Origin of the sequence: Stutzerimonas stutzeri, from assembly GCF_038561965.1 — a bacterium.
Taxonomy (GTDB): Bacteria; Pseudomonadota; Gammaproteobacteria; order Pseudomonadales; family Pseudomonadaceae; genus Stutzerimonas; species Stutzerimonas stutzeri_AA.
Map to the genome: position 1 here is coordinate 4,398,352 of NZ_CP139348.1, position 14,012 is coordinate 4,412,363.

A 14,012-nucleotide genomic window follows, 5' to 3' on the forward strand; every position below is an offset into this window, starting at 1 on the left:
AGTCAATCGGGGGGATTGGAATCGGCAATTACTGTTAGCCAGCTATCTACCTCTAGGATAGCCGGGCTCCTGAGAACAAACACAAGCGCCGCCGGGTCAGGTGACCCGGCACGCAAACAGGACGGACCTATGAACTAGAACAGGATGCCCTGCCATGCGTGCAACCCTTATTGCCACTGCCCTGCTGTTTTCTTCTCTCGCCCAAGCCCATGATGCCAACGTCGAGCCCTATAGCTACGGCACCCAGCTGGATGTCGCCGCGGTCCTTTCGCTGAAGATCAAGCCGACGCCGAACTGCGAAGTAACCGACGCGGTGATGACTTATCGCGATTCGACCGGAGCCGAGCGCAAGCTGGCTTACCGGACGCTGTCCGAAGCCTGCAAATATCAGAACTGAGCACTAGCAGAGCCAGGCTAAAACGAAGCGGCCTCGAGCGCGACTGAGGCGCCGGGCTCAACGCCGGCGCGGGTCGCGCTCAGCGGAGCGTCAGAAGCGATCGCGGATGGCCACTTCATCAAATGGCAGCTTGCCGATGCGCGGCTTTGGCTCGGCTGCACGCTTGCCCACCGCGACCATCATGGCGATCACATGGTTGTCCGGCAGGTTGATCAGCTTGCCGACCGCGTCGAAGTCGAAACCATCCATGGGACAGGAATCCAGGCCCTTGGCGCGCGCGGCAAGCATCAGCGTTTGCGCCATAAGCCCGCAGCTGCGCATGGTTTCGTCGCGCTGGACCTGTGGCTTGTCACGGTAGTAGGCGTCGATGGCGCCGGCCATGAAATCCTGCACCTCGCTTGGCGCACCGTCCCAGACACGGCGGACATTCTTTTCCCAGCTGTCGACCTGGGCGCAGACCACCACCAGCATCGAGGCATCGGTCATCTGCGCCTGGTTCCAGCCCACCTCGCGGACCTGCGCGCGCAATGCCGGGTCGCTGACTTCGACCAGTCGCACGTGTTGCAGGTTGAAGGCGGACGGCGCCAACAATGCCAGCTGCAGCAGCTCGTCCTTCTCTTCACGACTCAGCTGGAAGCTCGGGTCATAGACCTTGACGGCGCGGCGGGTGCGGATGGCTTCTTCTGTATTCATGGCGGCTCCTCGTAAAAAACAGTGGCGCCATGCTAAGGGCGCCGACCGAGCGAATCCATGTGGCGTCACCGATAACAACCATCGACAACCTCGATGCAAACGACCACGGCACCAACAAAAAGCCGCCCGAAGGCGGCTTTTTCGATGACGCGGCGCGCAGCTTAGAGCTGTGGGCCGGCGTTGCGGATGGCGTCGGAGACGTCGAACTTCTTGAAGTTCTCGACAAACTTGGCTGCCAGTTCCTTCGCGGACTGGTCGTAGGCGCTCTTGTCAGTCCAGGTGTTGCGCGGGTTCAGCAGCTGGGTGTCGACCCCGGCGACGGCCCTCGGCACGTCCAGGTTGATGATCGGCAGGTGCTCGGTCTCGGCACCAATCAACGCACCGCTCTGGATCGCAGCAATCACCGCACGGGTAGTCGGGATGTTGAAGCGTTTGCCAACGCCGTAGCCACCGCCGGTCCAGCCGGTGTTGACCAGGTAGACCTTGGAGCCGAAGCCATTGATGCGCTTGATCAGCAGCTCAGCGTACTCGCCAGCCGGACGCGGGAAAAACGGCGCGCCGAAGCAGGTGGAGAAGGTCGATTTGATGCCGCTGCCCGAACCCATTTCGGTAGAACCGACCAGCGCGGTGTAACCGGACAGGAAGTGGTAGGCGGCCTGCTCGTTATTGAGGATCGACACGGGCGGCAGTACGCCGGTCAGGTCACAGGTCAGGAAGATGACCGCATTCGGCTCGCCGCCAAGGTTCTTCTCGGAACGCTTCTCGACGTGCTGCAACGGATAGGCGGCGCGGCTGTTCTGGGTCAGGCTGGCATCGGCGTAGTCCGGCAGGCGGGTGCGCTCGTCGAGCACGACGTTTTCCAGCACAGCGCCAAACTTGATGGCTTTCCAGATCACCGGCTCGTTCTTCTCGGACAGGTCGATGCACTTGGCGTAGCAGCCGCCCTCGATGTTGAACACGCGACCAACGCCCCAGCCATGTTCGTCATCGCCGATCAGATAGCGGCTTTCGTCGGCCGACAGGGTGGTCTTGCCAGTGCCGGACAGACCGAAGAACAGGGTTGTATCGCCGTCTTCGCCGATGTTGGCCGCGCAGTGCATTGGCAGTACGTCGACGTCCGGCAGCAGGAAGTTCTGCACCGAGAACATGGCTTTCTTCATTTCACCGGCGTACTGCATGCCAGCGATAAGCACTTTCTTCTCGGCGAAGTTGATGATCACGCAGCCATCGGAATTGGTGCCGTCACGCTCGGGTACACACTGGAAGAACGGTGCGTTGAGGATGCGCCACTCGCTCAGGCTGGCCTGGTTGAATTGCTCGGGGGTGATGAACAGGCAGCGGCCGAACAGGTTGTGCCAGGCAGTCTCGGTGGTCATCTTGACCGGCAGGTAGTGCTCAGGGTCGGCGCCGACATGAACGTGAGAAACAAAGCTGTCGCGCTCGGCAATATAGGCTTCGACGCGATTCCACAGCGCTTCGAAGTTGCCAGCCGGGAATGGACGATTGATCGGGCCCCACGCAATCTTGTGCTGGGTGCTTGGCTCTTCGACGATGAAGCGGTCAGCCGGAGAACGACCCGTGCGGTGCCCGGTCTTAACCACCAGAGAGCCATTGGCGGACAGTTCGCCCTCAGCGCGCTTGACGGCTTCTTCAATCAGTTGAGCGGTGCTGATGTCGGTATACACGGCGTTGGTGGCTTGCGTCATGAGTGTCCCCGTCGGCCTGTGGGCCGATTCCTCCATGCTGTTGTAGTTCGCGGTAGAGCGAACTACATCGAAAAAAGTGCGCGCGATTATGCCAGATAATGCGCCGCGCTGGGTATGAGGCCGTGATGGCCAAATAGTTCACTACCTGCGAGCAGGTCCATGCCTTCCGCGCTCGCCGCTGCGCCGGCTTGGCTGAGCGCGGGCACCCATGTTTGCCGCATCAATGGCGAGTGTCCGACGGCGCATCGCTGCCGCCACCAGCAAACAGCTGGGAAATGTCAGCTGCGTCGTAGGTGTACTTCTCGTTGCAGAACTGACAGTCGATGCTCACCGAGCCACCCTGCTCGGCCACCAGCTGCTGGGCGTCCTGCTCGCCCAAACTGATCAGCGCACGAGCGGAACGCTCACGCGAGCAGCTGCAACGAAAGCGGATCGGCAGGGCATCGAACAGGCGCAGTTGCTCTTCGTGATAGAGGCGGTGCAATACGGTCGCGCCATCCAGCCCGAGCAGCTCTTCCGCGGTAAGGGTATCGGCCAGGGTACGCAGATGCTGCCAGCTGGCGTCGCGCTCGTCGGCATCCTTGATGCGGTCGGCCGGCAGCTGCTGCAACAGCAGCCCACAGGCACGGCGGCTGTCGGCGTTCAGCCAGAAGCGCGTCGGCAACTGTTCGGACGCGGCGAAATAGTTGGCCAGGCATTCGGCCAGATTGACCCCATCCAGGCCAACGATACCCTGGTAGCGCTGACCATTTGCCGGGTCGACGGTGATCGCCAGCATGCCCTCGGGCATCAGCTCGGCCAGGGATGCGCCCGCCTCGATCTGCTCGGCATGGTAGCGGGCGATACCGCGCACATCACGCGCGCTGGAACACTCGACCATCAGCAACGGCACGGCGCCGCTGGAGCGCGCCTGGAGAATCAACAGCCCTTCGAACTTGAGCGTGCCGACCAGCAAAGCAGCGGCGGCCAGCAGCTCGCCGAGCAGCTGGGCGACGGGCTCGGGGTAGGTATGCTTGGCCAGGACATGCTGGAAGCTTTGATCAAGCGTGGCGATTTCGCCGCGAACATCGGAATCATCGAAGATAAAACGCTGGGTTTGGTCGGACATACCGGGCTCGCAGGAAACAGCAGAGGAATCCGCCGATTTTAGGCGCAAAGCCTCGCATGGACCAAGGGCGACGGCTGGACGGGCAAGGTAAGTAAAGGAAAGCTGAACCCCGACTGAACGACTTGCATGTGGCCAGGACAGCGGCAATGGCGCCCACTACCATCGCGCGCCATCAAATCCGCGGTCGAAATTGCCCATGTCCATGCACACCCCCCAGGCCCGCTGGCGTCCGTTGCCACTGCTTATCTGCAATCTGTTCGCCGGCCTGTTGTTGCTCAGCTGGCTATGGCCGACCACCCGAGCGCTGTGGGATGCCGCCGACCACGCAGTGTTTCACCTGCTCAACGGCTCACTGGGCGTCGTCGAATGGTGGGATTGGTTGTGGGCGCTGAGCAGTATTCGGGTATTCGACATACTGGTCGGCGCGCTCCTGCTGACCTTGCTGATTCGCCGCGATTGGCTGTTCGCCCAGATCCAATTGCGCCCTGCGCTATTCACCTTCATCGGTTTGTTGCTGGTATTGCTGGTGATCCGCGTGATGGTGACCAAGCTGGCCGGCCACTTCGGCTGGCAGCATGCAAGCCCGTCGATGGAGATCGTCGGCGCGTATCACCTGAGCGATCACTTTCCACTGCTCGAGCGGATATTCGAAGTCAAAGATCGCTCCAGCCGTAGTTTCCCTGGCGACCACGCCTCGGTGCTGTTGATCTGGGGGTTGTTCATGGCGCTGTTCGCCCGTGGCGGGCGCCTCGCTGTGGTGCTGGGCGTCACCGTGCTGTTCATTTTGCCACGCCTGGTTGCCGGCGCGCACTGGTTCAGCGACGACTTCGTCGGCGGCCTATTGATCGCAGCGCTGGCGCTCGGCTGGGGTTACTGCACACCGGTCGCCGCGCATATCGCGACACTGCTGCAGTGGATCGCCCGCCCGCCGATGCAGCTGGCAGGCAAACTACCGTTACTGCGACAGATGGCGATATTGCGCGACTAGTCGGGTTTGAAGTCGCGCAGATATTGAATCTGCCGACGCTGCTTCTTGCTCGGCCGCCCGTCCGTCTGCATGCCTAACGCGCCCGCCTTGCGCTGCGCTGCCGCCTCCTCGCGTGCGGCCAGGCTTTGCGGCGTCTCTTCATAGAGTGTCTGCGCCTCGGGCGCACCACGGCGCACTGCAGATAACGCGCGAATGAGCACCCTTCGCTCGTCGAAACCAATGCGGATCACCAGCTCGTCGCCTACCTTGGGCTCCTTGCTGGGCTTGCAGCGCTCGCCGCGGCAGTGCACCTTGCCGCCCTCGATAGCCGCCTTGGCCAGCGCGCGGGTCTTGAAGAAGCGCGCGGCCCATAACCATTTGTCCAGGCGCACCTTGTCGTCGTCTTTTTCAGCCATTGTCCAGCTCTAGCTCCTACATGTCGTTCTAGGGTGTTATAGACGGATGCAGTTGTCATGCGCGCCGACTAGAATGCCCGCAAAATCTTCGGACGCCCCCATTGAAGAGACTCGACCCACACACCGTAATTGGTCTGCGTGAATGGATCGCCCTGCCGGATCTCGGCGTGGTGGGCCTGCGCGCGAAGGTCGATACCGGAGCCAGCACCTCGGCGCTGCATGCCACCGAGATCAGCGAATTCGAACGCGACGGCCAGCGCTGGGTTCGCTTCACCGCGCACCTGGGCACTCTGGTGCAGCGCCGCCATCGCTGCGAAGCGCCACTGGTTACCCGCAAGCTGATCAAGAGCTCCAACGGTCAGGTGCAAACGCGTTACGTGGTACGCACGTTGCTGGCGCTCGGTAGCCACGTGTGGCCGGTCGAGTTCACTCTCACCTGCCGCAAGACCATGCGCTACCGACTGCTGCTCGGCTCCAAGGCGCTGGTCGACGGGCAATGGCTGATCGATCCGTCGCGAACCTATATCCAGGACAAACCCCAGATCCTCACTTCCTCCGGTGCTCAATGAAAATCGCCGTGCTGTCGCGCAATCCGCGCCTGTATTCCACCCGACGCCTGGTCGAAGCCGGTCAGCAACGGGGCCATGAGGTGGTGGTGATCGATACGCTGCGCGCGTACATGAACATTGCCAGCCACAAGCCGCAGATCCACTACCGCGGCAAGCCGCTGGAAGGCTTCGATGCGGTGATCCCGCGCATCGGCGCCTCGGTGACATTCTATGGCTGCGCGGTGCTGCGCCAGTTCGAGATGCAGGGTGTGTTTCCGCTCAACGAGTCGGTGGCGATCGCCCGCTCGCGCGACAAGCTGCGCGCGCTGCAACTGCTGTCGCGCCGCGGCGTCGGCCTGCCGGTGACCGGTTTCGCCCACTCGCCCGATGACATCCCCGACCTGATCCAGATGGTCAACGGCGCGCCATTGGTGATCAAGGTGCTGGAGGGCACCCAGGGCATCGGCGTGGTGCTCTGCGAAACCGAGAAAGCGGCTGAATCGGTGATCGAGGCCTTCATGGGGCTCAAGCAGGACATCATGGTGCAGGAGTACATCAAGGAAGCCGGCGGCGCTGACATCCGCTGTTTCGTTGTTGGCGACAAGGTCATCGCAGCCATGAAGCGCCAGGCCAAGCCCGGTGAGTTCCGCTCCAACCTGCACCGCGGTGGCTCTGCCAGCCTGATCAAGATCACCCCGGAAGAGCGCATGACCGCCATCCGCGCGGCCAAGGTGATGGGCCTGAACGTAGCAGGCGTCGACATTCTGCGCTCCAATCACGGCCCGCTGGTGATGGAGGTCAACTCCTCGCCAGGCCTGGCCGGTATCGAAGAGACCACCGGCAAGGATGTTGCCGGGCTGATCATCCAGTACCTGGAAAAGAACGGCGGGCCGCACCTGACCCGCACCAAGGGCAAGGGCTGACCGACCAGCCCTGCGAGCCGGCTATTCCGCCGGCTTGCCCTGCACCGCATCGCGCGGCAACAGCAAGCCCAGCGGCAGACTGACCCTGGCCTCCAGACCGCCGCCCTCGCGGTTGCGCAGCTCGACGATGCCGCCGTGCTGCGAGGCGATGCGCTTGACGATCGCCAACCCCAGCCCGGCGCCCTGCCCACCGCGGGCACGATCGCCGCGAATGAACGGATTGAAGATGCCTTCCAGCTCAGCCGGGTCCACGCCCGGCCCGCGATCGAGCACGCTGAGCACCACATAGGGCGCGTGCTGATCGCCCGATACATAGGCCGCGACTTCCACCCCGCCGCCGGCATAGCGCAGCGCATTCTCGATGAGGTTGACCAGCAGCCGCTTGATCGACACCCGGCGCAGGGCGAATGGCGGCATCGGCTCGACGCACAGGCGCACGGTTTCCTGCTGCTGGTTGTAGGGCGCCACCACTTCGCGAATCAGCTCACCGAGATCGGTGGTTTCCACCGGCTCGTCGCTGCCGTCACGGACGAAGGCGAGGAACTGGTCGAGGATCGCATTCATGTCCTCGACGTCGCGAATCATGTCCTCGGTCAGCTCGTCGTCGCTGGCCATCAGTTCCAGCGACAGGCGCAGGCGCGTCAGCGGCGTGCGCAGGTCATGGGACACACCGGCCAGCATCAGCTCGCGCTCGCGACCGGCCTGTTCGACGTCCTCGGCCATCTGGTTGAAAGCCCGATAGACCTCGGTCATCTCGCTCGGCGTATCGCTGATCGGCAGCCGCACGCGCCGGCCCTTGCCGATCTGCCGTGCGGCGAAGACCAGCCGCTTGAGCGGCAGGTTGAGCTGGCTGACGAATATCCAGGCTGCGCCGGTCGACAGCAGGCCGATGCCGAGGAACCAGCCGAGCACGCTCCAGATGCGTTGACCGCGCAACGGGTAGGCATACAGCGGTACCTGCACCCAGTCCGGCCCCAGGTTCGGTGCACGCACCCAGATCGCCGTGGATGGCTGGATGCGCACGCGCACCTCGGTGTCGTCGCCCAGCTCGTCGCGCATCTGCCGCTGGAAGATTTCGGTGTAGGGCCAGTGATATTCGCTACGGGGAACGTTCTGCTCGGCCACCAGCTGCAGGCCGGCGGCACGGCCGATACGATCACGATCCTCGATATCGGCGGCCCAATAGGCACGCAGCGTCAGCGCCGCACCATGGCTGTACTGGCGGTCCACCAGCACGTCCTCGTTGGTCATCAGGTAGACCAGCGTCAGGACCTTGGAGAACAGCACCACGATCAGCACCATCCACAGGGTGCGGGCGAAGAAACTTTGCGGGAACCAGAGCGGAGTTTTCATGAAAACGCGGCGGCACGCCTCAGACTACAAGCCGCGAGCTGGACGCGCTCGCGACCTGAGACCGGCCGTGGTCGACTCACTTGTTGCCGTCCGGCACGAATACGTAGCCGACACCCCAGACGGTCTGGATATAGCGCGGTTTGGACGGGTCCGGCTCGATCAGCCGGCGCAGGCGGGAAATCTGCACGTCGATGGAACGCTCCAGCGCATCCCACTCGCGGCCGCGGGCAAGGTTCATCAGCTTGTCGCGGGTCAGCGGCTCACGAGCGTGCTGTACGAGCGCCTTGAGCACAGCGAACTCACCGGTGGTGAGCATGTGCACCTCGTTGCCCTTCTTCAGCTCACGGGTCGCCAGCGACAATTCGTACTCGCCAAAGGTAACGGTTTCGTCTTCGCTGGCCGGCGCGCCAGGTACCTGCGGCGCCTGCCGACGCAGCACCGCACGGATGCGCGCGAGCAATTCACGGGGATTGAAGGGCTTGGCCAGGTAGTCATCGGCGCCCTGCTCCAGGCCCTGGATACGGCTGGCCTCGTCGCCCTTGGCGGTGAGCATGATGATCGGAATCTGATTGTTGCCCTCGCGCAGCCGGCGGCACGCAGACAAACCATCCTCACCCGGCATCATCAGGTCGAGCACCACCAGCTGGAACAGCTCGCGGCTGAGCAGGCGGTCCATCTGCTCGGTGTTTTCCACGGTACGGACGCGGTAACCCTGCTCGTCGAGAAAGCGCTCGAGCAGACGCCGCAAACGGGCATCGTCATCGACGATGAGGATCTTTTCGCCTTCGTTGGCTTGCGCAGTGCTGCTCATGGAAACTCCCAGATGGTCGACGGCGCATTATTGCGCAGTGTTGATCGGCCCTACTGAAGCCATTGTTAGCAGATTTTTCCTGCGCCACCCACTTAGCGTTCTCGAAGTGCCTCTGCTCGCGCGCGGATGATCGGTTTGAGCAGATAGCTCAGCACGCTTTTGTGGCCGGTAATGATATCCACCGTCGCAACCATGCCAGGGATGATCAGCAGCGGTTTCTCTTCGGTGCCCAAGTGGCTCTTGTCGGTGCGCAGATGAATGAGGAAGAAACTGTTGCCCTCCTCATCCGTGATGCTGTCGGCGCTGATGTACTCCAACTCGGCCTTCAAGCCACCGTAGACGGTGAAGTCGTAAGCGCTGAACTTGACCATGGCCTCCTGGCCCGGATGCAGGAAGGCGATGTCCTGCGGACGTACCTTCGCTTCTATCAGGAGCGTATCGTTCAGCGGAACGATCTCCACCATGTCGCTCCCCGGCTGGATGACTCCGCCGATGGTGCTGACCAGCATCTGCTTGACCACACCGCGCACCGGGGAGGTGACCAGGGTACGACGCACGCGATCTTCCAGCGCCTTGCCAGTGGATTGCAGCTTGGAAAGCTCGGTACGCGCCTCGTTGAGCTGAGTCAGAGCGTCGCTGCGAAAGCGCCCACGAGTCTCGCTGATCTTGCTTTCGATTTCCTTGATAGCCGCACTGGCACGGGGCAGTGCCAGGGTAGTGGCATCGAGCTGGCCGCGGCTCTCGACCTCAGCGCGCTTGAGCCGCAGCACTTCCACCGGCGAGATGGCCCCGCTGGCCACGAGCGGCTCGGACATCTGGATTTCCTTGCGCAACAGGGCCAGGCTGCTACGGAACTGCTCCTGCTTGGAGCTCATCTCGCGCACTTCCTGCCGACGCTGGGCAAGCTGCTCTTCCAGTCCGCCGATTTCGTCACGCAGCTGGTCGCGCCGACTTTCGAACAGTGCGCGCTCGCTGTTCGCCAGGTTGGCCGCATCGCGCAGTACGCTTTCGGACATCATCAGATCACGCCCCTCGACCTCTGCCGACAGGCGCTCCACGCGTACCGACAACGCCAGGCGGTCCGCTTCGGTTTCGCCAACGTTGGAGGCGAAGCGCGTATCGTCCAGACGCAACAACGGATCGCCGGCCTCGACGATCTGACCCTCGCGAACGAAGAGTTCGGCGACGATCCCGCCTTCCAGGTTCTGGATCTTCTGCAAACGCGACGAGGGGATTGCCTTGCCTTCGCCGCGCGTGACCTCGTCAACAATGGCGAAGTGCGCCCAGAGCACGAGGAACAGGACGAAACCGACCAGCACCCAGATCGTCAGGCGCACCAGACGGGGGGCGTCCTCGATCAGCGCCTTGCGTACTTCCGGCAACGGCTCGCTACCGGAGCTGAACAGCGAACCAAGGCCACTGCGGGCCTGGATTGGAGCGATCGGGTGCTTAACTGACACGGATCTGCCCCTTCTTCAATGCATCGAGAATGGTCGCCTTTGGACCATCAGCGACGATCTGGCCGCGATCGACGATCACCAACCGATCAACCAGGCTCAGCATCGAGGTCCGGTGGGTAACCAATAGAAGTGTCTTGTCGGCAGCGGCTGCTGCCAGTTGCTGCTTCAAACGTTCTTCACTGGTGTTGTCCAGCGAACTCGTCGGCTCATCGAGCAACAGAATCGGCGGGTCGAGCAGCAACGCACGAGCCAGCGCCACGCATTGCCGCTGACCACCGGACAGGTTCTGGCCACGCTCACCGACCTGCAGTTCGTAGCCCTTGGAGTGCAGACGGGCAAACTCATGCACGCCTGCCAGCTCCGCCACTTTCAGCACACGGTCATCCTCGACGTAGCGCGCACCCATCAGCAGATTGTCGCGCAGGGTGCCGGAGAACAGCTGAATGTCCTGCGCCACGTAGCCAATGTTGTTGCGCACATCGCTGACATCCAGCTGCCGTAGATCGATACCGTCGATCAGCAGGCTGCCGGCATCAGGCTGGTGCAGACCGACGATCAGCTTGGCCAACGAGCTCTTGCCTGAGCCGCTGCGGCCGATGATGCCGATCTTTTCGCCGGGCCGAATGACCAGATTGACCTGCCGCAGCGCGGCATCCTGTTGCTCCGGATAGTTGAAATCCACGCCACGGAATTCGATCGCACCCTGCAGGCTCTCACGCTTGAGCGGCCGTTCACCGCTCGCGCGCTCCTGCGGCAGGGCCATCATGTCGTTCACCGAACGCACGGTAACTTTGGCCTGCTGATACCGCGTAAGCAGACCCGCGACCTGCCCGAGCGGGGCCAGCGCTCGGCCGCTGAGCATGTAGCAGGCGATCAGGCCGCCCATACTCAGCTGGCCATCGATGATTTGATACACGCCGAGCACGATCATCACGACGCCGGCGAACTGTTGCAGCGCCATGGTCGAATTGAGCGCCAGGCTCGACAGCAGGCGCGCCCGCAGCTCCAACCGGCTGAGACTGCCAATGGTCTGCTCCCAGAGGTGTTGGCGCTCGCTCTCGGCATTGCTGGTTTTCACCGCATCCAGGCCGGCCAGCGTCTCGATCAGGCTCGATTGGCGCTCGGCAGAGAGCGCCATGGTGCGCTCCAGCGTATCGGCCAGGGGCCGTTGCAAAGCAAAGCTCAGGGCCGCCACCAAGGGAAACGCCAACAGCGGAACCCACGCCAGATGCCCACCGATCAGCGCAATGACTCCGATGATCAGTAAGGTAAACGGAAGATCAATCAGGCTTGCCAGCGTCAGCGAAGCGAGAAACTCACGCAACGACTGAAATTCATGAATGTGCTGGGCAAAGGTACCGACGCGTGCCGGGCGATGCCGCATCAGCATGCCCGCCACTCGCTCAAAAAGCGTGGCGGAGATGATCAGGTCAGTTTTTTTGCCGGCAAGGTCCAGACACAGCCCGCGCAAGGTCTTGAGCAGCAGATCGAACACGAAGGCGCCGCTGATGCCGATAGCCAGCACCCAGAGCGTGGCCTCAGCCTGGTTCGGCACTACGCGGTCGTAGACATTCATCACGAACAACGGCGTGACCAGCCCAATGAGACTGATCACGAAACTGGCCGCGATTGCATCGACATACAGCCAGCGCGAACGCTTCAGCGTGTCGCGAAACCAGTGAGTGGTACGCGGGATCAGCTCGCCGCGATCGAGATCGAAGCGGTGCTGAGGCTGAGCGAAGAAAGCCTGCCCCGTGTAGTCCTCCTCGATAATTTCACGGGTGACATCCAGCTCTCCGCCTTCTGATTCGCTGGGCATGACCCGTGCCCGGCCGTCAGGCTGCCAGCCCAGCAACAGCGCGCAACGACCGTCACGCAACAGCAGCAGAGCAGGCAATGCCAGGGCGGGAATCTGAGACAGCTGACGACGCAGCCAGCGACCACGCAGACCAGCCCGCGCCGCAGCACGCGGCAGCAACTCGGGCGTCAGTCGATGATCAGCGAGCGGCAAGCCGGCGCTGAGCGTAGCCCGGCTGGCCGGCTTCTGATGGAAGGCGCAGAGTGACAGCAGGCCATCCAGCAGTGGATCGTCATGATTTGCACGCGGGTCGAGGCGCAAGGCCGGCTCGGGTGTTACAGCATCCTGAGGTTGAATCATAAGACCCCTGCGGGCCGACCTCTCAATTCATCCCGGGCAATTGGACCTGAGCGCGCACGTCATCCATCGGCACGGCGGCCAGGGGGGCCACGACCCCCTGGTTGCGCAGCAAAGAACCGCTGACCGCCTGAATGCGGTAGTGACTCAATGCCTCACTAAAGCGCACGTCTTCGAGACGGCGCGCAGCGGTGAACAACTCGTTCTCGCTGTCCAGCAAATCCAACAGGGTGCGCTCACCTAGGGTGAACTGCTGCTGATAGGAATCACGTACGCGGCTGCTACGGTCTACGTAATCCTGCGCGATCGGCAGCTGCAGCCGGGCATTATTCAGCGCGTTCCACGCCAGCCCCATTTCCTCGCTGAGCAGGCGCAAGGCGTTGTTACGGATGTCCATGGCTTGCCCGACCTGGTTGGCGCGAGCGCGCAGATCGGCGCTGTTGCTACCACCGGCGAACAGGTTGTAGCGCATGCGCACCATCGCCTGCCATTCGTTCTCGTGCCCACGTACGCCATCAATGTTGTTGTTCGCGCCACTGGCCAGCTCAAGCGCGAAGCGCGGGTAAAAATCGGACTTCGCAGCCTGCATCTGCGCCTCAGCGGCGTTGACGTCCGACTGCGCCGAACGCAGCTGTGGATTTTCCACCAGCATCTTCTCGCGAGCCTGCTCCAGGCTCGGCGAAAGCTCTACCGTGGCCAGCGAGGGCCTGCTCAGATCACGGGGCATCTGGCCAACCAGAGCGAAGTAGTTGACCTGGCTATCGGCAAGATTGGTCTGTTCTGTAATCAGATTGTTGCGCGCCTGAGCCAGGCGGGCCTCTGCCTGATCGAGATCGGCCATACGGCCAACACCCTGGCGGCTGCGCATGCTGATCTGGTCGAAAATGCGCTCATGGCTGCGCAGGTTTTCTTCTGCCAGACGCACCAGAGCCTCGCGACGGAGTACGTCCAGGTATACCTGGGTCACTTCCAGCGCAGTGCGCTCCGCACTGCCCATCAATTCATAGGCGCGCGCGTTGACCGTAGAACGCTGACGCTTGACTTCGCTGGACGTAGCGAAACCGTCGAAGAGCATCTGTTGGGCGGTCAGGCTCGCCTCGCCACGGCTCAACGTCCGGTAGCCGTGCTCGTCGCCCTGCCGAGTGCTGACGCTATCGGTGCCCTCACGACCATAACCGGCCACCACATCCACGCGCGGCAGGTAGCCACCTTTAGCGGATCGCAGCTGCTCCTCGGCCGCCATACGGGCGTGAACACCTGCGCTGATTTCAGGGTGAGTGTCGAGCGCGCTGCGCATCGCTTCTTGCAAGGACTGCGCGTGAGCGGCGGCCGAAACAGCGAGGAACAGGGGAAGCACCAAGGCGAAAGGCTTCATGAGGCGTATTCCGAAAGAGTTGAGCGAGTGGCAAGGCCAAGGCGGTGGCAGAGCGCATAACGGGCCGGATTGGTACGTAATGCCACTACTGACTAAGCGT

At 62.6% G+C, this 14,012-nt stretch carries 13 protein-coding genes; 4 read left to right on the forward strand and 9 right to left on the reverse strand.

Translation table 11 applies throughout. From position 1 onward, the window contains the following. Positions 1-154: 154 nt before the first annotated feature. Entirely contained in the window at positions 155-397 is a 243-nt protein-coding gene (locus tag SM130_RS20410) for a DUF2790 domain-containing protein (protein ID WP_102826486.1), read from the forward strand. A 90-nt stretch (positions 398-487) separates the two neighbouring features. Here SM130_RS20410 and SM130_RS20415 read toward each other — a convergent pair whose 3' ends face one another. The 3 genes from SM130_RS20415 to hslO form a co-directional block, all read right to left on the reverse strand. Continuing rightward, positions 488-1,090: a nitroreductase family protein gene (locus tag SM130_RS20415; protein ID WP_102826487.1), complete on the reverse strand. Its 603-nt coding sequence runs from the start codon at positions 1,088-1,090 to the stop codon at positions 488-490. A 161-nt stretch (positions 1,091-1,251) separates the two neighbouring features. Next, on the reverse strand, positions 1,252-2,796 hold the full coding sequence (locus tag SM130_RS20420) for a phosphoenolpyruvate carboxykinase (RefSeq protein WP_102826488.1): 1,545 nt from the start codon (positions 2,794-2,796) through the stop codon (positions 1,252-1,254). A gap of 220 nt (positions 2,797-3,016) precedes the next feature. Then, on the reverse strand, positions 3,017-3,904 hold the full coding sequence (gene hslO / locus SM130_RS20425) for an Hsp33 family molecular chaperone HslO (protein WP_102826489.1): 888 nt from the start codon (positions 3,902-3,904) through the stop codon (positions 3,017-3,019). Between the two features lie 196 nt (positions 3,905-4,100). Here hslO and SM130_RS20430 point away from each other — a divergent pair, with 196 nt between their 5' ends. Continuing rightward, complete coding sequence (locus tag SM130_RS20430) at positions 4,101-4,892, forward strand: phosphatase PAP2 family protein (RefSeq protein WP_102826490.1); 792 nt, start codon at positions 4,101-4,103, stop codon at positions 4,890-4,892. Here SM130_RS20430 and SM130_RS20435 read toward each other — a convergent pair. Beyond that, on the reverse strand, positions 4,889-5,287 hold the full coding sequence (locus tag SM130_RS20435; protein ID WP_102826491.1) for an RNA-binding S4 domain-containing protein: 399 nt from the start codon (positions 5,285-5,287) through the stop codon (positions 4,889-4,891). The two genes, SM130_RS20430 and SM130_RS20435, sit on opposite strands and share 4 nt — an antisense overlap. A gap of 101 nt (positions 5,288-5,388) precedes the next feature. Between SM130_RS20435 and SM130_RS20440 the strand changes: the two genes are divergently transcribed. Next, positions 5,389-5,856: an ATP-dependent zinc protease family protein gene (locus SM130_RS20440; protein WP_102826492.1), complete on the forward strand. Its 468-nt coding sequence runs from the start codon at positions 5,389-5,391 to the stop codon at positions 5,854-5,856. Further along, positions 5,853-6,758 carry a 30S ribosomal protein S6--L-glutamate ligase gene (gene rimK, locus SM130_RS20445; protein ID WP_003281074.1) on the forward strand — a complete coding sequence of 302 codons (906 nt, stop codon included), beginning with the start codon at positions 5,853-5,855 and terminating at the stop codon, positions 6,756-6,758. The genes SM130_RS20440 and rimK overlap by 4 nt, the downstream gene beginning before the upstream one ends. Positions 6,759-6,779: 21 nt before the next feature. Here the strand turns inward: rimK and SM130_RS20450 are convergent, their stop codons facing one another. The 5 genes from SM130_RS20450 to SM130_RS20470 all read right to left on the reverse strand — a co-directional run bounded on the left by SM130_RS20450 (position 6,780) and on the right by SM130_RS20470 (position 13,912). Further along, the gene (locus SM130_RS20450; protein ID WP_102826493.1) at positions 6,780-8,111 is read right to left on the reverse strand and encodes an ATP-binding protein; all 1,332 of its coding nucleotides are present in this window, start codon (positions 8,109-8,111) and stop codon (positions 6,780-6,782) included. Positions 8,112-8,187: 76 nt separating this feature from the next. Continuing rightward, positions 8,188-8,922 carry a two-component system response regulator OmpR gene (gene ompR / locus SM130_RS20455; protein ID WP_015278646.1) on the reverse strand — a complete coding sequence of 245 codons (735 nt, stop codon included), beginning with the start codon at positions 8,920-8,922 and terminating at the stop codon, positions 8,188-8,190. A gap of 92 nt (positions 8,923-9,014) precedes the next feature. Continuing rightward, positions 9,015-10,364 carry an HlyD family type I secretion periplasmic adaptor subunit gene (locus SM130_RS20460; RefSeq protein WP_256044939.1) on the reverse strand — a complete coding sequence of 450 codons (1,350 nt, stop codon included), beginning with the start codon at positions 10,362-10,364 and terminating at the stop codon, positions 9,015-9,017. A 7-nt stretch (positions 10,365-10,371) separates the two neighbouring features. Further along, positions 10,372-12,540 carry a type I secretion system permease/ATPase gene (locus SM130_RS20465; protein WP_102826494.1) on the reverse strand — a complete coding sequence of 723 codons (2,169 nt, stop codon included), beginning with the start codon at positions 12,538-12,540 and terminating at the stop codon, positions 10,372-10,374. A gap of 22 nt (positions 12,541-12,562) precedes the next feature. Then, positions 12,563-13,912 carry a TolC family outer membrane protein gene (locus tag SM130_RS20470; protein ID WP_102826495.1) on the reverse strand — a complete coding sequence of 450 codons (1,350 nt, stop codon included), beginning with the start codon at positions 13,910-13,912 and terminating at the stop codon, positions 12,563-12,565. Positions 13,913-14,012 lie beyond the last annotated feature (100 nt).